Here is a 22,562-nt window from a genome sequence, read left to right on the forward strand (position 1 = left end):
CCCAGGGCTCCGCCTCGTCGAGCAGGTAGAGGATGTCCTCGGGCGACAGCGCTTCGATCCCGAGCAGGTGGCGGTGCGGGAAGGGGCGGGCCATGAGCGAGGCGATAGTTGGCGGGGCCCGCCGCGACAAGCGCCCCGAAAAAATCGTGAACCTCTCTTCGAGATGAAGCGCCGGCCGGCAGCCACAGGTGCCATTTTCAGGGACGGGTGACCCGCCGCGGCCCAGACGCCTGTCAACCGGCGGACCTCGCCGCCGCCGGCGCGGGGCGCCGAAACAAGGAGACCGGAAAATTCGGTGTCAGGCACCGAATTATCGCTGGATGCCGAATCCGCCGGAAGCGGTTTTTGAATTGCGTAGGGGCGAGGATAGGATGGCTAGGCGTTTTCCTCTTGTTCTCGTGGAACGGATCGCGTACATCCCAACAATGCGTTGAATGGACGGCGCGCACGGCATAGGGGACAGCGGCCATGGCGGCTTCACTCAAGGTGGTAGGAAACTCGGACAACATGGACAGGCAGAAGGCCCTCGAGGCCGCGCTGGCGCAGATCGACCGCGCCTTCGGCAAGGGCAGCGCGATGAAGCTTGGATCGCGCGAGGCCGTCCAGATCGAGGCGATCTCCACCGGGTCGCTCGGCCTCGACATCGCGCTCGGCATCGGCGGCCTTCCGCGCGGCCGGGTGATCGAGGTCTACGGGCCGGAAAGCTCGGGCAAGACCACGCTGGCGCTGCACGTGGCTGCCCAGGTGCAGATGGCCGGCGGCGTCGCCGCCTTCGTCGACGCCGAGCACGCGCTCGACCCGGTCTACGCCTCCAAGCTCGGCGTGAACCTCGACGACCTGCTGGTGTCGCAGCCCGACACCGGCGAGCAGGCGCTGGAGATCGCCGAGGTGCTCGTGCGCTCGAGCGCGGTGGAGGTGGTGGTGATCGACTCGGTGGCGGCCCTGGTGCCCCGCGCCGAAATCGAGGGCGAGATGGGCGACAGCCACGTGGGCCTGCAGGCGCGGCTGATGAGCCAGGCGCTCCGCAAGCTGACGGGCGCCATCAACCGCTCGCAGACCACGGTGATCTTCACCAACCAGATCCGCGAAAAGATCGGCGTGATGTTCGGCAGCCCGGAGACGACGACCGGCGGACGCGCGCTGAAGTTCTACGCCTCGCTGCGCATCGACATCCGCCGCATCGGGTCCATCAAGGACCGCGAGGTGCTGGTGGGCAACAAGACGCGCGCCAAGATCGTCAAGAACAAGGTGGCGCCGCCCTTCAAGCAGGCGGACTTCGACATCATGTTCAACGTGGGCATCGACCACCACGGCATCGTGGTGGACCTGGGCGTGGAGTCGGACGTCATCAACAAGTCGGGCGCGTGGTTCTCGTACGGCGACGTGCGGCTGGGCCAGGGGCGCGAGAACGCCAAGAGCTTCCTGCAGGAGAACCCGCAGGTGGCGGCGGACATCGAGGCGCGCGTCAAGGAGGTGCTGGGAATGCGCGGCATCGTCGCCGCCACCGACGGCGCCGACAGCGACTGACGGTCCCTCCCCAGCGAACTGCGCCGGGAGAGGGGGGACTCCGGTCGGGGTTCGACGGGCTGCCTCGCTGCGGGAGCGCCCTCTCCCCGGCCCTCTCCCCCGCTTCGCAGGGGAAAGGGAGAATTCGATCGCGCTCCGGCAGGTGTGGCGTGCATGCAGGTGAAGCCCCGAACAGGACGCGCAAGCAGCCTGTGTCGGGGCTTTCCGTTTTTCGAGTGGCGGGTTCACCCGCTCACCGCAACCGGCGCGGCCTCTCGCTCGCACGGCGTTGACGCGGGCCTTCACGCTCGCAAGGTTGTCGCGCGCCCTGGTAGCCGGAGCGGTCGTGGAGCGCGGGCACAAAACCGGCTGTAGGGCCGCCCTGTAACCGGCGGCGCACCGAATGGGCGCCGCCGGGCGTCCGCATCCCGGGATCCCGTGAGCACGAACACGCACGCCGAACCGTCCGGCAAATACTTCTACGTCCTGGCGCTCACCGCGCTGGGCGTGGTGTACGGCGACATCGGCACCAGCCCCATCTACGCCATCCGCGAAGCGCTCGGGCCCCACTACGGGCTTTCGCCCACGCGCGACAACGTGCTGGGCGTGATGTCGCTCGTCTTCTGGGCGCTGATCCTCGTCATCTCCATCAAGTACCTGCTCTTCGTCATGCGGGCCGACAACCGCGGCGAAGGCGGGATGATCGCGCTTACCGCGCTGGTGGCGCCGCAGCGCAGGATGCGGCCGGGAAGCCGGCGTTGGGTGCTGGTGCTGGTGGGGCTTTTCGGCGCGTCGCTGCTGTACGGTGACAGCATGATCACTCCCGCCGTCACGGTGCTCAGCGCCGTCGAGGGGCTGGAGGTGGCCACGCCCCTCTTTTCGCCGTACGTGATCCCCATCACCATCACCATCCTGGTGGCGCTGTTCGCCATGCAGTCGCGCGGCACGGCCGGCATCGGCCGGGTGTTCGGGCCGGTGACGCTGGTGTGGTTCGTGACGCTGGGGGCGCTTGGTCTCAACCAGCTGGTCCGCCGGCCCGAGGTGCTGTGGGCCATCAACCCGGTGCACGGCTTCGAGTTCTTTGCCCGCAACGGCTGGTCGGGCTTCTTCGTCCTGGGCTCGGTGTTCCTCGTGGTGACCGGCGGCGAGGCGCTGTACGCCGACATGGGGCATTTCGGAACGAAACCGATCCGCGCCACCTGGTTCACCATCGTGCTTCCCTGCCTGGTCCTGAACTACTTCGGGCAGGGGGCGCTGATCCTGGGCGACCCGGCCGCCATCGAGCACCCCTTCTTTCTGATGGCGCCCAAGTGGGCCCTGTACCCGCTGGTGGCGCTGACCACGGCGGCCTCGGCCATCGCCTCCCAGGCCGTGATCTCGGGCGCGTTCTCGCTGACCCGCCAGGCCGTGCAGCTGGGCTACCTGCCCCGGCTTCACATCGAGCACACGTCGGAGCGGCAGATCGGGCAGATCTACATTCCGTCCATCAACTGGCTGCTGATGTTCGCCTGCATCGGCCTGGTGCTGGGCTTCCGGACCAGCGGCAACCTGGCGGCGGCGTACGGGGTGGCGGTGACCACGGACATGGTGTTCACCACCATCCTCTTCGCGTTCGTCGCGAGCCAGCGCTTCGGGTGGGCGCGGTGGAAGGTGGGGCTGCTGTGCGCCGGGTTCCTGGTCATGGACCTGGGCTTCTGGGGAGCCAACATCGTCAAGATTCCGGACGGCGGCTGGTTCCCGCTGGTGATCGCCGCAGGGTTCTTCGTCTGCATGACCACCTGGAAGACGGGGCGGCAGATCCTGGCCGACCGGCTGCAGAGCCGCACGCTGCCGCTGGCCATGTTCATGGACGACCTGGAAAAGAACGCGTTCACGCGCGTCCCGGGCACGGCCGTGTACATGTACGGCAACTCGCAGGGCACGCCGCCCGCGCTGCTGCACAACCTGATGCACAACAAGGTGCTTCACGCGCGCGTGGTGCTTCTGACGGTGGAAACGGAGGAGGTTCCCTTCGTCGACGCCAGCGAGCGCACCACCGTCGAGCAGCTGAGCCACGGACTCTACCGGGTGATCCTGCGCTACGGCTTCACCGAGAACCCCGACATTCCCACGGCGCTGGCGGCCATCCAGAACCCCGACCTGCCGCTGAAGACCATGGAAACCAGCTACTTCCTGGGCCGCGAAACGCTGATCGCGTCCAAGAAGAAGGGGATGGCGGTGTGGCGCGAGCGCCTGTTCTCGGTGATGTCGCGCAACGCCCGCAGCGCCACGTCGTTCTTCGGCCTGCCGCCGAACCGCGTGGTGGAGCTGGGCGCGCAGATCGAGCTGTAGGGAATCGGGACACGGATCGGGGACGGGCCGGCCTTGCCGCCGGTCCCGGATTTGCTCGGGGTAGCCGCGCCACACCGTTCGGATGGACGGTTCGGAAAACGGAGGAGATGGACCGTGACCGACACTGCCCGACCCAGCGGATCCTCGAAGTATGGGCTGGCCGGCATCCCGCGGTGGATGCTGGCGCTGCTTCCGCTGATCCTCATCGCGGGGATCGCCCTCGCGCGCTCCACCGCCGGGGTGTCCCGCGCCTTCGCGCCGGCCGCGGGCGTGCCCGACAGCCTGCGCGAGCTGGGCGTGGCCGCCCCGCGCACCCCCCGGCTCGTAAAGACGCCGTACCTGGAGCGGGTGGTCGAAAAGAAGGCCGATCCGCGCGAGATCCTCTGCGACCAGATGGTGGCGCGCTACAACATCACCAACACCATGGCGCGCATGGTCTACGACGCCGCGGCCGAGGTGGGGCTGGACCCGGAGCTGGGCTTTCGCCTGATCCGCGTGGAAAGCGTGTTCGACCCCGGGGCGGTGGGGCAGGGCGGCGCCGCGGGGCTGGTGCAGATGATGCCCGGCACGGCGCGCAGCATCAATCCCGAGATCGACACCAGCCGGGAGCTGATGGACCCCAACACCAACATGCGGCTGGGCTTCGGCTACCTGCGCGAGATGATCGAGCGCTACGACAAGTACGGGAACGACGCGGTGCGGCTGGGGGTGATCGCCTACAACCGCGGCGAAAACGCCGTCGACCGTGCGCTCAAGCGGGGGAAGGACCCGGAGAACGGCTACGGCGCGCGCGTCCTGGGCCCCCGCGCCCACGGCGGACGCAGCTACCAGGGAAAGGGCGTCGGCCCCCTGCCGCCCGACTCCGCCGCCAGCAAGTAGGCCGGGCACCCTCCAGGGGCGCCCGGCCTCCGTCGTCCTCGGCGCGGGGAACAGCATCCCGGCAACTTCCACCAGAGCATCATTCAATGGCCCAGACGGATTCCGACGAACTGAAGCGTGAGCTGGAGGCCGCCTCGGCGGGGCTCACGTACGGCAGCGAAGCCGATCGCCCCTTCTCGTTCTTCTTTCTCCCGGGCGCCGGAGACGAGCCGCCCGGCGTGGACGAATTCGCGCGGCTCATCTGCGAGCCGGACGGTTCTCCGGCGGAGGAGCGCGCGCTGGACCGCTTCTTTGCCGGCCATACGGAAACCAGCGATCCGTGGGACGCGCAGGCCCAGTGCATCCGCCCGCGCTACGAGGCGCTGCGGGAGCTGCTGCGCACGCGGCTGCGCGGCGCGACGGTGTACCGGCTGGGCAGGATCGAGGTGCGCTGCTACGTCGTGGGGGGTGACGGAAGGGGAAACCTGGCCGGGCTGGAGACGGTGGCGATCGAGACCTGACCGGGGCACGTAAAGCGTCATGCCGCTGATAGATACGCGTTACGGAGGCGATACCCGGGGGGGTTGATTTCCGCTGTCGAAAAAGGTATGTTACAGGGCTTCTGCTTGACGGGTCCCGCGCCTCCACCCCGTGGAGGCGTGTTATCATTCTCCCTCCCGAACGGAATCCCCCATGAGCCTTTCGACGCTGCGTGTCCTTGGGGCCGCGGTTTTCGGTGCGGTGCTGCTTTCCGCGTGTACGCAAGACACGGCGACTGCGCCCACCGCGCGCCTGGACCTGCAGGCGGCCGCCGCCACCGGGCTGGTCATCAACGAGGTGATGCCCAACCCCAACGCGGTGCTCGACGATTTCGGCGAATGGTTCGAGGTCTACAACCCCGGATCGGCGGACGTGGACCTGAAGGGATACACCCTGGCCTCGGCCAACGACGCGGCGTACGTGATCCCCTCCAGCGTGGTGGTTCCCGCGGGCGGGTTCGTGGTGCTGGCGCGCAGCGGCGACGTCACCAAGAACGGCGGCGTGAACGCCGCGCACGCCTACCGCTCCACCTTTACGCTCGCCAACGGCACCACCGACTGGCTGTCGCTGCGTGACGCGTCGGGCGCTTCGGTAGACTCGGTGGCCTGGGGCACGGCGTCGCCCCCCACGGGCGCCACGCGCGGCGTGGTGAACGCCGCCGCCGACAACGTGGTGATGAGCGGAAGCAACTGGGCCACGGCCACCAGCACCTACGGCTCGGGCGACAAGGGCACCCCCGGCGCGGTGAACGACGGCTCCACCACCACCCCGCCGCCGCCCCCGCCCCCCTCGGCGGGCACCGGCGCCATCGTCATCAACGAGATCCTGGCCGACCCCAACGCCGTTCTCGACGACAAGGGCGAGTGGTTCGAGGTGGTCAACCGCACCGCGGCGCCCGTGAGCCTGCAGGGCTGGAAGATCGTTTCGCGCGGCGACGCGGGCCACACCATCACCACCGCGGTGACGGTGCCCGCCAACGGGTACCTGGTGCTCGGGCGCAACAGCGACGCAACGACGAACGGCGGCGTGGCCGTGGGCCACGTGTTCGCCAACGTGAACCTGGGCAACAGCTCCGACCACCTGGTGCTCAAGGACGGCGCCGGCGCCACCGCCGACTCGGTGGACTGGGCCGTCACCGCCCCCCGCGGCGCTTCGCGCTCCGTGATCGACGCGGTGGCCGACAACACCGACGCCGGCGCGGGCACCAACTGGTTCACCTCGACGGCCTTCTTCGGCGCGGGCGACAAGGGCACGCCGGGCGCGGCCAACAGCTCCACGGGCGGCGGCGGGCAGCCGGGCGTGGTGGCCTCCATCAGCATCAGCATCAACACCCCGCGCCAGGTGCCGGCGGGCTACACCAAGCCGGCGTTCCCCACGGCGCGCGACGCCTTCAACACCGTCGTCTCGCCGCCCCCGGCGTACACGTGGACCACGTCGGACGCCTCCGTGGCCGTCGTCGACTCCATGGGCTACATCACCGGCGTCTCGGCCGGCGCGGTGACCGTCACCGCGACCGCCCCCAACGGCGTGTCGGGCACGGCGCAGATCACCATCCTCCCCGGCACGGCGCCCACCCCGGCCGTCTACCGCAACCACGTGGAGTTCGGCACCCCCGCGGCGCCCGGCGTGCTGCTGAGCAAGCCGCAGTTCGCCGCCTCGTACAGCGAAACGCGCGGCGGGCCGAACTGGGTGAGCTGGAACATCAACGCCACGCAGTTCGGCGCCGCGCCGCGCTGCGACTGCTTCAGCGCCGACCAGACGCTGCCCTCGGGCACCTACCGCGTGGTGGACTTCGACTACCGCAACGGCGGGTACGACCGCGGCCACATGGTGCAGTCGGAAAGCCGCACCACCACCGACCAGGAGAACGCCAGCACCTTCCTGCTGACGAACATCCTTCCGCAGGCCGGTGAGAACAACCAGGGCCCCTGGAGCAAGTTCGAGAACCACCTGAACGACATGGCGCGCCAGCAGGGCAAGGAGATCTACGTGGTCGCCGGCGGCGAGTACTCGGCCAACCCGGCCACCCTCAAGGGCCAGGGCCGCGTGCAGATCCCCGAGTGGACCTGGAAGGTGGCCGTGGTGATGGATGGCGGCGAAGGGCTGAACGACGTGCGCGGCACGGGCGACGTGCAGGTGCTGGCCATCCGCATGCCCAACGACACGGCGGCCGCCAACGGGATTCGCAACAACCCGTGGGAGATGTACGCGGTGACGGTGGACCAGATCGAGGCGCGCACCGGCTACGACCTGCTCGACAAGCTTCCGAACGCCGTCGAGCGCATCGTCGAGGCCAACGACCGCGCCCCGGTGGCGGCCACGGACGGGCCGTACATCGGCATCGAGGGCTCGTCGGTGACGCTGGACGCCTCGGCTTCCACCGATCCGGATGGCGACGCGCTGACCTACGAGTGGAGCTTCGGCGACGGCGCCACCGGCACGGGCGCCCGCCCGGTCCACGTCTACACGGACAACGGCACCTACCCGGTGTCGGTGATCGTCAGCGACGAGTACGGCGCGGCCGACACGGCCACCACGGTGGTGACGGTGATGAACGCGGCACCCACGGTGGCGGCGTTCGGCGGCGCGGCGCTGCTGCAGGGTGAGAGCTACTCGGCGGCGGGCTCGTTCGCCGACGCGGGCGACGACACCTTCACCGCCACGGTGGACTACGGCGACGGCTCGGGCCCGCTTGCGCTGGCCCTGGACGGCGGCTCGTTCGCCCTCTCGCACCGCTACACGACGGCCGGCACCTTCACCGTGACGGTGCGGGTGAGCGACGACGACGGCGGCGAGGGCGTGCGCACGGCGACGGTGACGGTGCAGTCGCCGGCCCAGGCCACGGCGGCGCTGATCGGCGTGGTGCAGAACGCCAACCTGCAGCGCGGCGAAGAGGTTTCGCTGACCGCCAAGCTTCGCGCGGCGCAGCAGTCCATCGCCCGCGGCAACGACGGCGCCGCGGTCAACCAGCTGGGCGCGTTCATCAACGAGGTGGAAGCGATGCAGCGCACGGGCCGCATCTCGGGCGACGACGCGGCTAGCTTCCTGGCCGAGGCGCAGCGGATCATCGGCAGCATCGAGGGCTGAGGTCCGCCGCCGGGCGCAGCCCCGGCACGCAGGACGGGGCCGCTCCTCCACGCGAGGAGCGGCCCCGTTTTGCATCCGCCGGTTTCTGCGATGCAAAGCCACGCGGACGGCGTGCACGGCGTAAACATTGTCCCGTTGGGGAGAGCCGGAAAGCGCCTCTTGTTAACGGCGCGCGAGAGCGATAGACTATCCAGTGTACAAAGACTAGAGATAAACGGTTTGGACGGCGGCTACAGGGCCGCGGTCCCGGGCAGGGTGGCGAATGACGCCGCCTGATCCCCGGCGGGTGCCCATCGAGGCCATCCGCGAGGCGGCGCGCCGCGCCGTCTCCGAACAGTCGCTGCGTGCCGTGGCGCGGGCGATCCCGATGAGCCCCATGGGCTTGCAGCACTTCATCAACGGGACGTCGCCCTACCGAAGCACGCTGCGCAAGCTCACCGCGTGGTACGTGAACCGGGGCGCCAGCCGGGGAGAGTTCTCGGAAGACACGGTGCTGGCCGCGCTGGCCATTCTGCTGGACGGGCTTCCCGACGAGCAGCAGCCGACCGCACGCGCCGAGCTTCTGGACCGCATCGCGGTGCTTTACGAGGGCGCCGGCACCGAGGTGCCCGCCTGGCTGAAGCGCCTGCGCCGGGACGGCTGAGGCGCGTCGGCAGAGGGAACGACCTTCACGCGGAGACGCGTGAGGAACAGAAGAGCCGCGGAGGGCGCCGAAGCCCCTCCGCGGCTTTCTGTATTCTCCGCGCGTCCGCGTGGAATCCTGTTCGGCCGGACCCGAAGACGGCGATCAGTCCGCCGCTTCGCGCTCCGTCTCTCCGTCGTCAGCCGCGCGCAGGGCCTGGTCGAAGTCGGCGATCAGGTCCGCGGCGTCCTCGATGCCCAGCGAAACGCGGACGAAGCCGTCGGGGATGCCGTTCGCCGCGCGCTCGGCGGGGGTCATCGCCGCGTGCGACGTGTGGCGCGGCTCCGAGACCAGCGTCTCTACCCCGCCCAGGCTGGGCGCCAGCTTCGCCAGCTGCAGCGCGCGCACGAACCGCGTCGCCGCGGGCCCGCCGCCCCGCAGCTCGATCCCCAGCATCGCGCCGAAGCCGTCCAGCGTCCGCGCCGCCGTCGCGTGGTCCGGGTGCGAGGGCAGGGAAGGGTGAATGACGCGGGCGATCTCGGGCCGCCCCTGCGCCCAGCGGGCGATCTCCACGCCGTTGCGGTTGTGCCGCTCCATCCGCACCGACAGCGTCTTGATCCCGCGCTCCAGCAGCCATGCCGCGTGCGGGTCCAGCACGGGCCCCCACACGCGCGCCCGCTTGCGCGCCTCGCCGATGCGCGCGCCGCTGCCCACCAGCACGCCCGCCGTCACGTCGCTGTGGCCGCCCAGGTACTTGGTGGCGCTGTGCATCACCAGGTCCGCCCCGTGCTCCAGCGGGCGGGAGTTGATGGGCGACGCGAAGGTGCCGTCGATCACCAGCGCGGCCCCGTGCGCGTGCGCCGCCCGGGCCACCGCGGCCACGTCGAGCACGCGCAGGATGGGGTTGGATACCGACTCCCCCAGCACCACGCGCGTCTCGGGGCGCAGCGCCTCCGTCCACCCGGGGGAGAACAGGTCCACGTAGGTGGTCTGGATGCCCAGCCGCGACAGCTCGGTGGAAAGCAGCGCGCGGGTGCCGCCGTAGATGGCGTCCGTCGCGACGACGTGGTCGCCCGCCTGCAGCAGCGAAAGGAGGGCGCAGGCCATGGCCGCCATCCCACTGCCGACGACGAGGGCGTCCTCGCCGACGTCCAGCGCGGCCAGCCGGGCCTCCAGCACCTGGTGGTTGGGGCCGTTGCCGTAGCGGGTGTACAGCAGGTCGCCCCGGCCCTCCGCGTCCATGTAGAACGTGGTGCTGGTGACGATGGGGTTCACCACCGGCGCGTTGGCGCGCGGCGGGGGGTCGCCCGCGTGGATGGCCTGGGTACCGGGGCCGGCCGGGTGCGGCATCATCCCTCCTGCGCGACGAAGGCGGACAGCGGCGAGATGGTGCCGTCCACGTGGACGGCGGCCACCCGCTTCAGATAGAGGTGCGCCAGCGCGGCCGTCACCGCCTCGCGGGCCACGCCGGTGTCGTCGGCCAGGTCGGCGCGGCTGGCGCGGCCGCGGCGCACCAGGGCGTCCCATACCGCGCGCTGCATGGCATCGGCTTCGCCCAGCAGCGCCACGTCGCCCTCGTCCTGGATGGCCACCAGGAGCAGGCCGTGGCGCTCCAGCACGGCCTCGATGGCCTCGACGTGGTGCTCCTGCACGTTGCGGACGACGAAGAACGCCTCGCCCGGGCGCTCGTCGCCCAGGTAGCGCAGCAGGAGCTTCGCCACGATTTCGTCGGCGCAGGAATAGTCCAGCACCCGGACCTGCGAAAAGTCCAGGATCGACAAGGTGACCTCGCGGTCCTCCATCTCGGCGAGCTGGCTCTCGACCCCGGTGCGGATGGCCCGCCCCGTGGGGCGGGTCACCAGGTTGCTGAAGAGCGAAGTCACCGAGCGCCGGGCAGCCCGGTACAGGTCGATGGGAAGCGGAGCGATCCTGCGCCCTTGAAGCATGGCCGTCAGGCCGCGGCGCCGTCACTGACGGTCACCTTCTCCATCTTGTCGCCCTTGGCGAGCTGAAAGATCACGTCCTGCCCCTCGGTGACCTTGCCGAACACCGTGTGCACCCCGTTCAGGTGACGCGTGTTCTGCTCGCTGAGCACGATGAAGAACTGGCTGCCGCCCGTGTCCTTGCCGGCGTGGGCCATCGACAGGGCGCCCACCTCGTGGCGGTGCGGGTTGCCCTGGGTTTCGCACTTGATGTTGTAGCCGGGGCCGCCGGTACCCACGCGCGGGTTGTTCACGCCGCCCGCTTCCTTGGTGATGGGGTCGCCGCCCTGCACCACGAAGTCGGGGATCACGCGGTGGAAGATGATGCCGTCGTAGTAGCCTTCCTTCACCAGCTTGGTGAAGTTCTGCACGGTGCCGGGCGCCTCGTTGGCGTACAGCTCGGCGGTGAAGGTGCCCTTGTTGGTCTGGAACGTTACGGTGCTCATGGCCCTCTGGGGTGCGAAAAAGTGCGTGAGTGCGTGCGTGCGTGAGTGCGTGAGTGCGTGAGTGCGAAAGTCGCCTAGCGGCGGACGGGTCCGGGCCGGGCGGCGGTGCGTGCCGCGGGTTCCGCGGGAGGCGCCGGCGGCTTGGCCGGGAGAACGATCAGGATCTGCGAGCCGGGAAAGTCGGCCAGCTCCGTGGCCATGGGCGGCGAATCGTCCCAATCGGGGACGTCGGAGATGCGCGCCGTGCCGCTGCGGATGGCGATCTTGCCGCCCCACCGGCCCACCTTCTTGCGGATCTGCTTGAGGCCCTGCCCGCGGCCCGGGTCGCGAAAGCGCGTGACGCCGTGGATGAACGCCGCCTCCAGCGCCGTGGCGTCGCCCCAGCGATCACCGAAGCGGCTGCTGTGCTCGCGCTCCAGCGATCCACGGAAGCCGGTGCCCAGGTCCATCACCGCGATCACCACCACGCGCTTGTCGATGCGGCGCCAGCGGCGGTACGTCTGGATGCCCACCCATCCCGGCGCGCCGGCGTGCTCGATGATGTTCTGCGACACCTCGCTCAGCAGCATGCTGAAGGCGATGGCGTCGGCGCGCGAGTAGCCCAGCTGCTCCGAGAGCAGGGTGCTGATGCGGTGCTCGTTCAGCGCCTCGATCACCCCGTGCACGTCTTCGTGCGTGTCGATCACGGTGATGGGAAGCAGCACGCTGGAGCCGTCGTTGGCCCGCGGGCGCGGCGCATCCACCATCTCGAACGCGGCGTCGGCCGCAGCCACGAACCCCATCCGCGTGAAGTAGCTTCCCACCTCTGGCGACTGGGGAAAGTGCAGGATGGGCTTCACCCCGTCGCGCGTAAAGTGCTGCCCCAGCGCCAGCAGCCCCACCATGCCGTACGGATCGGCGAAGCGCAGGTGGCGCCCGTCGAACAGCAGCCGCGCGTCGCCGCCCTCGGCCGCGCTCGCGATCATCTGGTCGAAGGCGTCGCTGTCCAGCGTGGGAGGTACGGCGATGACGTGCGTCATTGTGCGGAGCGGAGGGGCGTGATCATCCCGGGAACTTAGCACCGGGGGAGGGCGGGTGAAAGGGAAGTGCGTGAGTGCGTGAGTGCGTGAGTGCGTGAGTGCGGAACGGAAAAGGAAATCGCCGCGCTCTCCGGTGAGCGCGGCGATTCCGTTCCAGCTTCCGGCGTCAGGCGGCGAGGCGCATCCCCGTCGCCAGTTCCGAGAGGCGGCCGACGCGCTCCTCGGTGGGTGGGTGCGTGCTGAACAGCTTTCCGATGCCCCCGCCGCGAAGCGGGTTCACCTGCGCCAGCGGGGCCACCGCGGGGCTCACGTTCATCGGCACGTGCCGGGCGCCGGCCTCCAGGCGCTGGAGCGCGCTGGCCAGCGACAGGGGACGGCCGCAGATCTCTGCGCCCACGGCGTCGGCCTTGAACTCGCGCTGGCGGCTGATGGCGAACTGGATGATCATCGCCGCGATCGGCGCCAGGATCGCCAGCAGGATGGCCGCGAACGGGTTGCTGTCCTCGTCGCCCCCGCCGAAGAACAGCCCGAACTGCGCCAGGTTGCTGATGGCGCCGGCCATGGTGGCCGTCACCGTCTGCAGGAGCATGTCGCGGTTCTTGATGTGCGCCAGCTCGTGCGCCACCACGCCCTCCAGCTCGTCGCGCGTGACCAGCTTCATCAGCCCCTCGGTCACGCAGACCACCGCGTTCTCCGGGTTGCGGCCGGTGGCGAACGCGTTCGGCTGCGCGTGCGGGGCGATGGCCACCGTGGGCATGGGCAGCCCGGCGCGCTGGCGCAGCCGGTCCACCATGGCATACAGCTCGGGCGCCTCGCGCTCGGTGACCACCTGCGCACCGTACATGCGCAGCACCATCGACGCCGAGCCCCAGTACATCACCACGTTCATCAGCCCGGCAAAGGCCAGCGCCATCAGCATCCCGGCCTGGCCGCCGATCATGGCTCCCACCGCGCCGAACAGCGCCGTCAGGCCGGCCATCAGCGCGAAGACCTTGATGTTGTTCATCTCTCGTCGTCTCCCGGGTTCAACATGGGTCCGGGCACATGCCCGGACCCGGCCTCTCACCTCAGCGCGGGCGCCTGGCCCGCACGGGCACGGGCACCAGCCGCGGCTGCCGGTCGCGGCACCGCATCAGCGCGGCCCCCGCCAGACCTACCAGCGTCGTCCAGATCACGTACGCAACCATCGGCTTTCTCCCGCTGCGAGACACAAAAAGGGCGAGACCATACCACGGAACCAGAAGGTCCGCGGTGGTCTCGCCCGGTTTCCCGTCCGGCGGCCGGGGATCGTGTCCGATCCCGTCTTGACGGCCGCCGGTCCGGCGCGCTGCACGCGCCGGCGGCTACTCCCCACTGCTCACTTGTCGATTGCAACCGCCGGGCCACGCAGGTCCATCGTCCGGACCCCGCAACCTCAACGCCCACAAAGATATGCCTGTCGACGGAGCAGCGGAATCGCCCGTGGATTATCGATCGATTAAGCCACGGTCACGCCCACGTCACAGCCGCCGGAGGCACCGCCATTGGACGTGACGTGAAAACGATCAGCAGCTCGCAGCTGCCGCCAATGTCATCCCGATGGAGCGGCCCCGGTGAACCTGGAGCGTGAAGGCAGTACGCAGCGACTGAGGGATCCGCCACACAGCAGGCCGAAGCGCTTCGAGGCCGCGGCTGCACCATGTTTTTCTCCTCACTCCGCTGAAACGCCCTGGATACGGAGTAGGCATCGTTCCGTGCGGAGCGCGGCGTGTGTGGCGGATCCCTCAGTCGCTGCGGAGTACGGCGTATCGGCAGGTTCGGCGGGGGCGCTCCTTCGGGATGACATCGAAGGGTCCGGTCGGCCTCCCCGAACTCTCCCGCAGCGTCAGTCGGGATCGGGCTTGGCCGCGAGGTGGCGGATCTCGATGGGCATCAGGTCGGCGAGGGCGGCGGCGACCATGCTGCGGTGGCAGTGCGCCGGATCGGCTTCGAAGCAGAGGAGGCACACACGGCGGCCGGAGCGGACGATGTCGGCCAGGCGATGCAACTCGTCCTGCGCGGCCGGCGTCGCCAGGTGCTCCATGAAGATCTCGCGCATCTCGTCGTGCCGTCCGGCTCGCGCGGCGGAACGCCCCTCGGCCGGAGTGCCCAAGCCGCGCAGGTGCAGGTACTCGATGCCCAGTTCCTCGACGTTGGCCGCGAGCCGCGTCTTGGCAAACCCCGGCCGCCGCGAGCTGGCGACGGCGCGGACATCGACCAGCAGGTCCACGCCGCCCTCCCGCAGCGCCTCCTGGAAAGCCGGCACCGTGGTGCCCTCGTACCCGATCGTCGCCACCGTCGCCATCCCACCCGCTCCGCGCTGAGTTGCATCCGGCGAATCCCCGGTCGGAAGGCTTGCAACCCGCGCACCGTGGACCGGGGAGCGATGTCTCTACGCCGCGCGAACGCGGTCGCGGAGTTGGCGGACGAGGCCGCTGATTTCACGGATCACGCGCTCGTCGCCTTCGCGGAGGAGGGCGGCGAGGATGTGCTTGCACACCCGTTCCCGCCACAGGTGGTCCCCGCAATCGCAGCGGGGGACCAAGCGCGACCGCAGGTCTACCCAGTGCGGCTCGGTACCGCCCACGACGCGATACCGTCCCGGTCCCACCCGCTCGGCGGCGAGCCCCAGGCAGCGCTCCAACCGCCCCGTCTCGATGCCGCCCGCCCGCTCGATGTCGATCATCATCATCCGCTCACCTCCCCGAATGTCCACAGTTGCCGACATCGTTAGTACCCCGATCCAGCATCCTGGTTTCGGTTTTATTTCGGCTGCGGCAACTCGTGCGGCGTGGACGAGGAAGGAGCGACGGGGCCTCACACGGAGGTCACGGAGGAGGGCCCCGGAACGAGAAGGAGCGCGACCCCGACCGGATCGCGCTCCTTTCACTTCCGCACTAACGCACTCACGCACTACCGCACTCCCCTACCTGGGCCGCGGCGCCAGCGTGTTCCGAATCCGCTGAAGCTCCTCGCGAAGCTCACGGATCGTCCCGTCACGCTCCGCGACCTCGCGGCGCAGGCGCGCGACCTCGGCCGACTGGTCGCCGTCTCGCACCACCACCGTTTCGCCCGGCGTGCGCCGCGTGACCACCGCGGGCTCGCAGCGCAGGCCACCTGTCCGCTGCTCGCACGGAAGCACCAGGTTGCGCGACAGCAGCAGCAGGCGCACCGCCTCGGGCCGGCGCACCGGCCGGCCGCCCATGGTGTCGGCGGCCAGGTACATCTCCAGGTGCTCCAACGCCCGCGGCGCGTCGAAGCTGCGCGGGTCCAGGTACAGCGTGCCCAGGTAGAAGCGCGCCTCGGTGCCCTCGAGCGTGCCCGGGTGCTCCGCGGCCAGCCGCTGGAAGGCGGCCAGGGCGATGCGCGTCGAGTCCTGGTGCATGGCCTGGTGCGCCTGCCGCCACAGCAGGTCGCGGCTGGGCGCACCGGGCTCGGCGCCGCCACGTCCGCCGGAGGCGCAGGCGGAAAGCAGGACCAGCGACAGAACGGAAAGCGCGGTTCTCACAGGCGGACGCGTGAAAATTCGGGCGGATCAGGCCGCCTTCTGGACGGGCGGCCGCTCCGGGAGAAACACGCTGAAGCGCGTGCCCCGGCCCACCTGGCTTTCTGCAGTGATCGTGCCCCCGTGCGCCTCCACGATCTCGCGCGAAATGGCCAGGCCCAGCCCCGATCCCACCGACCGCGGCTGGGCCTCGTTGTCTACCTGGTAGAACTTTTCGAAGACGCGGGGGAGCTGGTCGGGGGGAATGCCCACGCCCGTGTCCTCCACCTCCACGCAGATCCCGCCGTCGCACCGCTGCGCATCCACCCGGATGGTGCCGCCCTTGGAGGTGAACTTGAAGGCGTTGGAAAGCAGGTTGCCCAGCACCTCGTTCAGCCGGTCCTCGTCGCCATGGATGGTGGGGGGAAGGTCGTCTGCCAGGCGCACGGGAAACTCGATGCCGTTCTGCCCCGCCAGCACCTGGAACCCGCTGGTCAGCTCGCGGAAGAACGCCCCCAGGTCGATGTCGCGCAGCTCCAGCCGCCCGCCCCCCGCCTCGAAGCGGCTGACGTCCAGCAGGCGGTGCACCAGCCGGGTCAGCCGGTCGGTCTGCGCGTTCACCGCCTCGAGCGTGGTCTTCTGCCGGTCGTTCACCGGGCCGTAGATGCCGTCGGCCAGCAGCGTCACGTAGCCGCGGATCACGCTGAGCGGCGTCTTGATCTCGTGCGAGGCCACCGACACGAACTCGGCCTTCAACCGGTCCAGCTCCAGCAGCCGCGTGGTCATGGTGTCGAACGAGCGGGCCAGGTCGCCCAGCTCGTCGGGCCGCTCCACGGGAATCCGCACGTTGGGCGCAAAGTCGCCCTCGGCCACGTTGGCCATTCCCCGGCGCAGCTCGCCGACGGGGCGCAGCAGGGTGCGGGTGAGCCAGGTTCCCAGCACCAGCGTCAGCACCAGCGCCGCCGCCAGGGCCGCCAGGGTGGTGCTGGCGGAGCGGCGGGCCACCCCCTCGGCCCGCTGCACCTCGCGCTCCGTCTGCCGGTCGATCTCCACCCCCACCGGCTCCAGCGAGGCGGCCATCCGCTGGAACGCCGGGGTGACGGCCTGGCGGCGCAGGGCCGCGGCGCCGTCGCGGTCGCCCGCGCGGATCAGCGTGCGCTCCTGCCGGGCGAAGGCGCGGGTGCTGTCCCACAGCGCCGCCACCCGGGCCGACGAGCGCCGGTAAGCCCCCCGGCTGAGCGTGGCCAGCCCGCCCGACACCGCGTTCGAGGCGCTGTCCAGCCGCTGCTCCAGCGCGGCGAAGTCCCGCGCCTCGCCGATGCCGCCCAGCGCCGAGTAGCGCACCTGCGCGTCGTTGGCCGCCTCCACCCCGTTGCGCACGTCGCTGAGGGCGTTGATGGCCTCCACGTCGCGCCCCTGCAGGGTGTGCACGGCGGAGTGCACCTGCTGCAGGGCCAGCAGCCCGTACGCGGCGGGGATCACCAGGATGATGGCGATCCCCAGCAGGGTGAGCACGATCCGTTGCCTGAGGCTCATCCGAGTCGGCGGGTGGATGGACGTCCGGGCCAGGCGCTTCGGCGGGACGGTAGGGAGGACGCGCGGCCGGCGGCCCGCGTCACGGCGCGGCGGAGGCCGCGCGCTCGCGGCGCTTCACCTCGTCCCACAGCGTGTCGAGCTCGGCGAGCGTGGCCTGTCCGAAGGCGACGCCCCGCTCGCCGGCCAGGCCCTCCAGCGCCCGGAAGCGGCGCTCGAACTTGGCGTTGGCGCGGGCCAGCGCGGCGCTGGGATGGGTCCCCGCCAGGCGGGCCAGGTTCACGGCGGCGAAGAGCAGGTCGCCCAGCTCGTCCTCCAGCCGCTCCGGGTGGGCCTCGTCGAGCTCGCGCCCCACCTCGTCGGTTTCTTCGCGCACCTTTTCCCACGCGCCGCGCGGGTCGTCCCAGTCGAAGCCGACGCGGGCCACCCGGTCCTGCACCCGGAAGGCGCGAAGGAGCGGGTCCAGCCCCGCGGGAACGTCGTCGAGCACGCTGGCGGGCGGGCCGCCGCCGCGCTCGCGCCGCTTGAGCGTGTCCCAGTCTTCCGCCGGTCCCAGGCCGTACAGGTGGGGATGGCGGCGGCGCATCTTTTGCTCCAGCGCCGCGACCACCTCTTCCCGGGAAAACGTGCCTGTCTCCTCGCCGATCACCACCTGGAAGGCCACGTTCAGCAGCAGGTCGCCCAGCTCGCCGCGCAGCGCCTCGGCGTCGCCCGCGCCGATGGCGGCCGCCACTTCGTGGGCTTCTTCCAGCAGGTACCGGGTGAGCGACGACGGCGTTTGCGCGGCGTCCCACGGGCAGCCGGCGCGCAGGAACTCCACCAGCGCGAGCGCGCGGTCCAGTACGCCGCCCGAAGGCGTGGCGGGAAGGCTGTTTTCGGCTTGCGAGTCACTCACGATGGGCCTAGAATACGCGGCTTGTGACTGATCCGTCAACCGGGGTTTCCCGGGCCTGGGTAGAGGTGGACGAGGGAGCGCTGCGGCGCAACCTGCGGCGCGTGCTGCACGCCGCCGGGGGATCGGCCGCCCTTCCCATGCTCAAGGCCAACGCCTACGGGCTGGGGATGGGCCCCGTCCTGGAGATGGTGCGCCGCGAGCTTTCCGAAAGCGAGCTGTGGGCCGCCGGCGTCGCCGCGGTCGCCGAGGGCGAAGAGCTCCGGCGGCTGGGGTGGCGGGGGCGCGCCGTGGTGTTCGCCCCGGTGCCCCCCGGCGAATACGCCCGCGCCGCCCAGGCGGACCTCACCCTCGCCCTGTCCGAAACCGCGGCCGTCCGGCGCTGGGCAGAGGCTGCCCGCGCCGTGGGACGGCGGCTGGCGTTCCACACCGAGATCGACACGGGGATGGGGCGCGCCGGCTTTCCGGCGGCCGGCGCCGCCGAATGGGGCCGCGAGGTGACGGAGGCCGCCGCGGACCTTTTGGCGTGGGAAGGGTGTTTTACGCACTTCCACTCCGCCGACGACCCGGAGCTGGCGCCCACGGACGAACAGCACGCACGGCTGCTGGACGCGCTGGAGCGGCTGCCGGCGGCGCCCGGACGGCGGGTGATCCACTCCGCCAACAGCGCCGCCTCCGTTCGCCGGGGCGGGTACGGCGGGGACGTGGTGAGGCCCGGCATCTTCCTGTACGGGGGGGCGGCGGGACCGCGCGCCGTGCCGGAGGCGGTGGCGTCGCTGCGGGCCCGGATCGCCCTGGTGCGCCAGGTGCCGCCGGGAAGCACCTGCGGCTACGGGGCCACCTACACGGCCACCCGCCAGGAGCGGTGGGGAACGGTGGCCATCGGGTACGGCGACGGGCTCCCCCGCGCGCTGGGCACGGCGGGGGGCGAGGCCATCGTCCGGGGCCGCAAGGTGCCCATCCGCGGCCGCGTGTCGATGGACGTGACGGTGGTGGACCTGACCGACCTGCCGGAGGTGGAGGCGGGCGAGGTGGCCACCTTCATCGGCCGCGACGGCCGGGCCGGGATCACGGTGGACGAGGTGGCGGCGCGGGCGGGGACCATCTCGTACGAGGTGCTCACCGGGTTGGGAACGCGGCTGCCGCGGGTGTACCTTCCCCCCGAGGGAACGGAAACCCCCTCCGCCGCGTAGCAGGAACCCTGAAGCGCGTCGGCGGCCCGGAGCCGGCCAGGTTCGCCGGCTCTCGGCCGCCGCGCTTTTACGGGTGCGAAAGCGCCCACACGCAAGACCTCTGGACGGATGCAACGCCGTATTATCCTGTTCGGCCTGGCCGCCGCGCTCCTCGCGGGCGCGGCCGCCTGCACCGACGAATCGCCGACGCTGCCGGGCGAGTTTCCGCTGGAAGCCCAGCCCGTGACGCGCGAGGTGCTGGTGCCCGCGTCGCAGTTCTTCAAAGTGCTCAGCTCGCACAGCGGCTACACCAGCGTGCACGCGGCCCAGTACCTGACGGTCGCCGAGAACTACGGGGGCCTCTACGCGCACGCGCTGGGCCGCTTCCTGGGCTTTCCGCGCCAGGTTACGTACCTGCGCGACGGCGTGTCGCGTACCGACAGCCTGTTCACCTTCACCGGGGGCGAGCTCGTCGTACGGGTGGACACCACCGAATCCACCACGCCGTTCACGCTGCAGGTGTACCAGGGCGTCCAGGAATACGACCCGGGGAGCGCCACCTGGCAGCTGGCGGTAGACACGGGCAGCGTCGAGGTGCCGTTCACCCAGCCGGGCGGCACGCGCGGCGCGCTGCTGAGCCAGGCCACCCGGGCGGCGGGATCGACCGTCGATTCGCTCGTGTTCCCGCTGACCGTCGCCACGGTTCGTGCGCTCGCCGACAGCACGTCGAAGGGCGTGGTGATCACGGCCGGCGAGCCGGGAACCAGGGTGAAGATCACCGGCTTCGTGCTGCGCGCCCGCGTGCGGCCCGACAGCGCCCGCCCCGACACCACCTTCGTGATCAGCGCCAGCGGCACCGACGCGGCGACGGTGTACACGCCCGAGCAGCCGGAGCCGGGCGCGGGGATCGTGGCGGCGGGCGGCGTGCTGGGCGCGCGGACGCTGCTGGAGATCGACGTGAACCAGCGCGTTCCCGGGTGCGCGGCGCCGCAGGCCTGCGCCGACGTGGGGCTTCGCGACGTGCAGCTGAACTCGGTGGAGCTGCTGTTGAAACCGGTGACCGTCCCCAACGGGTTCGGCCCCTTGGGGCTGCTGCCGCTGAACGTGCGGAGGGTGACCGAGCCGGAGCTGGGCCGCCGAGCGCCCCTGGGGTGCTGCGCCCCGGGCGACCAGACCGGGCTGCTGGACCAGCCGGTGTTCTACGACCCCGGGACCGACTCGCTGGCGGTGATCCCGCTCACCCGGCTGGCCCTGCAGACGGTGTTCTCGGCCGATACGCTGCCCATCACCTTCGCGCTGCTGAGCGAGCTGGGCCCGGGGCCGCCCACCTTCGGCGTGGGCTTCTTCCGGGGCGATCCGCTGCTGCGCATCGTCTACACGCTTCCCGCCCGCCGCCGACTGCCATGATCCGCCTTCGCATTCCGGGCTCCGCGCTGCTGCTGGCGGCGCTGGCCGCGACGCCCGCCGGCGCGCAGTCGCTGCTGTCGGCGTACTCGCTGGGCTATCCGCTGGAGCCGATTGACGCCCGCGGCCGCGCCCTGGGCGGCATCGCGGCGGGGTTCCAGGGGCCGCACTTTTCGCTGGTGAACCCGGCCGCGCTCTCCGGGCTTCCCGTGGCCGGGGTGTCGGTGACCTTGCAGTCCGACGCCTTCACCCCCGACGGCAGCACCGACGGGGTGAGCACGGAAACCGTGACCACGGCGCGCTTTCCGGCCATCCAGGCGGCGTTTCCCGTCGGGTCGCGCTTCGTGGCTTCGGTGGGGTACGCCGCGGTGCTGGACCAGAGCTGGGAGTCGGTGATCGAGGACTCGATCGACATCGCGGGCCAGCGCCGCTTCGTGCAGGACCGCTTCGTTTCGCGCGGCGGCCTGTCGCGGTTCCGGGCGGGCGCGGCGTACATCCTGGTGCCGCGGCTGGACGTGGGCGTGGGGCTGGACCTGTACACCGGCGCGCTGCGCGACTCGGTGTCGCGTGAATTTCCCGACGGGGGGCTGTTCCCGGCCGCCACGGGCACCGACTACGAGTACAAGGGGCTCGGCGTCTCGGTGGGCGCGCGCTACCGCGGCCCGGCGGTGACGGTCGCGGCGGCGGTCACGGCCGCGGGCGACCTGACGGCCACGGCGGCCGACTCGGCGGTGGAGGCGCGTTCGTACGCGCTGCCCCTGAAGCTGGACGCCGGGGCCACCGCCCGCGTGTCGCAGAACGCGCTGGTGGCGGCTTCGTTCCGGTGGTCGGGCTGGTCCGCCGCCAGCGAGGCGCTCTCCCAGGCGGGCGGCGCGCGCGACGTGATGCATGCGTCGGGCGGGCTGGAGTACGAGGGGCTGGGCCTGGCCGGACGCCCCCTGCCGGTGCGCGTGGGCGTGCGATGGACGCAGCTTCCCTTCGCCGCCGGTGAAGGCGACCGGTTCTCCGAAGAGCGTGCGTTCACGGGCGGCTTCGGGCTGGTGCTCGGCGGAGGCGCGGCCGCGGCCGACCTTTCCGCCGAGGCGGGCACGCGCGATGGGGGAGATCCCCTGCTCAGCGAGAACTTCTGGCGCGTGTCGCTGTCGCTGTCGCTGCTGGGCCGGTAAGGAACAGGATCCACCAGGGCTGGTGCGGGCGTTCGATTTTTCCCTGCTGCTCCGGTGATGCATGCCCCTTCTCCACCACGCGTGGGGGAGGGGCATGGGCCGATACGGGGCCAGCCTAACGCGCCAAGGCCTGTCATCCTGAGGCCCAGGCGCGCCGTGCTTGCCCGTAGCACATCTGTCGCGGGCCGAAGGATCTAGCGGCGGATGCGTACAAGGTCGGGCGCGGCAGCGGTCACCGATGCGGGGGCCTCGGCGCGGTGGGGCCCTCACCCGGCCGCGCTGACACGCGTGCCACCCTCTCCCACAAACAGCGTGGGAGAGGGGTACACTTCGGCGTCGAGGTGTGGACAGGCAAGCCCGGTGCGTGGGCCGGGGCCCCCCATCCCCAGCCCTTCCCCCGCAAACTGCGCGGGGGAAGGGAGCCAGTAGAGCGCACGAGGCCAGCCGGAGCGCGGTTCAGGTCTCCCCCTCCCCTGCGCAGCGGGGGACGGGGGCCGGGGGG

General features: G+C 70.9%; 19 protein-coding genes. 9 read left to right on the forward strand and 10 right to left on the reverse strand.

The features are described from left to right. The first annotated feature begins 468 nt into the window (after positions 1-468). The 6 genes from recA (at position 469) to VGB24_RS04355 (ending at position 8,965) form a co-directional block, all read left to right on the forward strand. On the forward strand, positions 469-1,527 hold the full coding sequence (recA, locus tag VGB24_RS04330) for a recombinase RecA (RefSeq protein WP_349263890.1): 1,059 nt from the start codon (positions 469-471) through the stop codon (positions 1,525-1,527). A gap of 417 nt (positions 1,528-1,944) precedes the next feature. After that, the gene (locus tag VGB24_RS04335; protein WP_331071734.1) at positions 1,945-3,837 is read left to right on the forward strand and encodes a potassium transporter Kup; all 1,893 of its coding nucleotides are present in this window, start codon (positions 1,945-1,947) and stop codon (positions 3,835-3,837) included. A gap of 114 nt (positions 3,838-3,951) precedes the next feature. Continuing rightward, positions 3,952-4,716, forward strand: a complete 765-nt coding sequence (locus tag VGB24_RS04340; protein ID WP_331071735.1) for a transglycosylase SLT domain-containing protein — start codon at positions 3,952-3,954, stop codon at positions 4,714-4,716. Positions 4,717-4,802: 86 nt separating this feature from the next. Further along, a complete protein-coding gene (locus VGB24_RS04345; RefSeq protein WP_331071736.1) occupies positions 4,803-5,216 on the forward strand; it encodes a nuclease A inhibitor family protein in 414 nt (137 codons plus the stop codon). A 172-nt stretch (positions 5,217-5,388) separates the two neighbouring features. Next, a complete protein-coding gene (locus VGB24_RS04350) occupies positions 5,389-8,322 on the forward strand; it encodes a DNA/RNA non-specific endonuclease (RefSeq protein WP_331071737.1) in 2,934 nt (977 codons plus the stop codon). 262 nt (positions 8,323-8,584) lie between these two features. Beyond that, a complete protein-coding gene (locus VGB24_RS04355; RefSeq protein ID WP_331022513.1) occupies positions 8,585-8,965 on the forward strand; it encodes a hypothetical protein in 381 nt (126 codons plus the stop codon). Between the two features lie 144 nt (positions 8,966-9,109). On the opposite strand, the gene VGB24_RS04360 is transcribed toward VGB24_RS04355, so the two are convergent. From VGB24_RS04360 to mazG, 10 genes are all read right to left on the reverse strand, one after another. Then, a complete protein-coding gene (locus VGB24_RS04360) occupies positions 9,110-10,297 on the reverse strand; it encodes a PLP-dependent aspartate aminotransferase family protein (protein WP_331071738.1) in 1,188 nt (395 codons plus the stop codon). Next, complete coding sequence (locus tag VGB24_RS04365) at positions 10,294-10,890, reverse strand: hypothetical protein (RefSeq protein ID WP_331071739.1); 597 nt, start codon at positions 10,888-10,890, stop codon at positions 10,294-10,296. The genes VGB24_RS04360 and VGB24_RS04365 overlap by 4 nt, the downstream gene beginning before the upstream one ends. Positions 10,891-10,895: 5 nt before the next feature. Beyond that, on the reverse strand, positions 10,896-11,372 hold the full coding sequence (locus VGB24_RS04370; protein WP_331071740.1) for a peptidylprolyl isomerase: 477 nt from the start codon (positions 11,370-11,372) through the stop codon (positions 10,896-10,898). Positions 11,373-11,446: 74 nt separating this feature from the next. Continuing rightward, positions 11,447-12,391: an ATP-binding protein gene (locus VGB24_RS04375; RefSeq protein ID WP_331071741.1), complete on the reverse strand. Its 945-nt coding sequence runs from the start codon at positions 12,389-12,391 to the stop codon at positions 11,447-11,449. A gap of 166 nt (positions 12,392-12,557) precedes the next feature. Next, the gene (locus VGB24_RS04380) at positions 12,558-13,397 is read right to left on the reverse strand and encodes a zinc metalloprotease HtpX (RefSeq protein ID WP_331071742.1); all 840 of its coding nucleotides are present in this window, start codon (positions 13,395-13,397) and stop codon (positions 12,558-12,560) included. An 858-nt stretch (positions 13,398-14,255) separates the two neighbouring features. Further along, complete coding sequence (locus VGB24_RS04385) at positions 14,256-14,714, reverse strand: DUF488 domain-containing protein (protein ID WP_331071743.1); 459 nt, start codon at positions 14,712-14,714, stop codon at positions 14,256-14,258. Positions 14,715-14,801: 87 nt separating this feature from the next. Beyond that, complete coding sequence (locus VGB24_RS04390; RefSeq protein WP_331071744.1) at positions 14,802-15,101, reverse strand: SWIM zinc finger family protein; 300 nt, start codon at positions 15,099-15,101, stop codon at positions 14,802-14,804. A gap of 234 nt (positions 15,102-15,335) precedes the next feature. Next, the gene (locus tag VGB24_RS04395; RefSeq protein WP_331071745.1) at positions 15,336-15,917 is read right to left on the reverse strand and encodes a hypothetical protein; all 582 of its coding nucleotides are present in this window, start codon (positions 15,915-15,917) and stop codon (positions 15,336-15,338) included. Positions 15,918-15,944: 27 nt separating this feature from the next. After that, a complete protein-coding gene (locus tag VGB24_RS04400) occupies positions 15,945-17,429 on the reverse strand; it encodes a HAMP domain-containing sensor histidine kinase (protein WP_331071746.1) in 1,485 nt (494 codons plus the stop codon). Between the two features lie 79 nt (positions 17,430-17,508). Beyond that, a complete protein-coding gene (mazG, locus tag VGB24_RS04405; protein WP_331071747.1) occupies positions 17,509-18,321 on the reverse strand; it encodes a nucleoside triphosphate pyrophosphohydrolase in 813 nt (270 codons plus the stop codon). 23 nt (positions 18,322-18,344) lie between these two features. On the opposite strand from mazG, the gene alr reads away from it, so the two are divergent. The 3 genes from alr (at position 18,345) to VGB24_RS04420 (ending at position 22,060) form a co-directional block, all read left to right on the forward strand. After that, complete coding sequence (alr, locus tag VGB24_RS04410) at positions 18,345-19,511, forward strand: alanine racemase (protein ID WP_331071748.1); 1,167 nt, start codon at positions 18,345-18,347, stop codon at positions 19,509-19,511. A gap of 108 nt (positions 19,512-19,619) precedes the next feature. Continuing rightward, the gene (locus VGB24_RS04415; RefSeq protein WP_331071749.1) at positions 19,620-20,897 is read left to right on the forward strand and encodes a hypothetical protein; all 1,278 of its coding nucleotides are present in this window, start codon (positions 19,620-19,622) and stop codon (positions 20,895-20,897) included. After that, complete coding sequence (locus tag VGB24_RS04420; protein ID WP_331071750.1) at positions 20,894-22,060, forward strand: hypothetical protein; 1,167 nt, start codon at positions 20,894-20,896, stop codon at positions 22,058-22,060. Before VGB24_RS04415 ends, VGB24_RS04420 begins: the two co-directional genes overlap by 4 nt. The last annotated feature ends 502 nt before the right edge of the window (positions 22,061-22,562 follow it).

The organism is Longimicrobium sp., from assembly GCF_036399935.1.
Classification (GTDB): domain Bacteria; phylum Gemmatimonadota; class Gemmatimonadetes; order Longimicrobiales; family Longimicrobiaceae; genus Longimicrobium.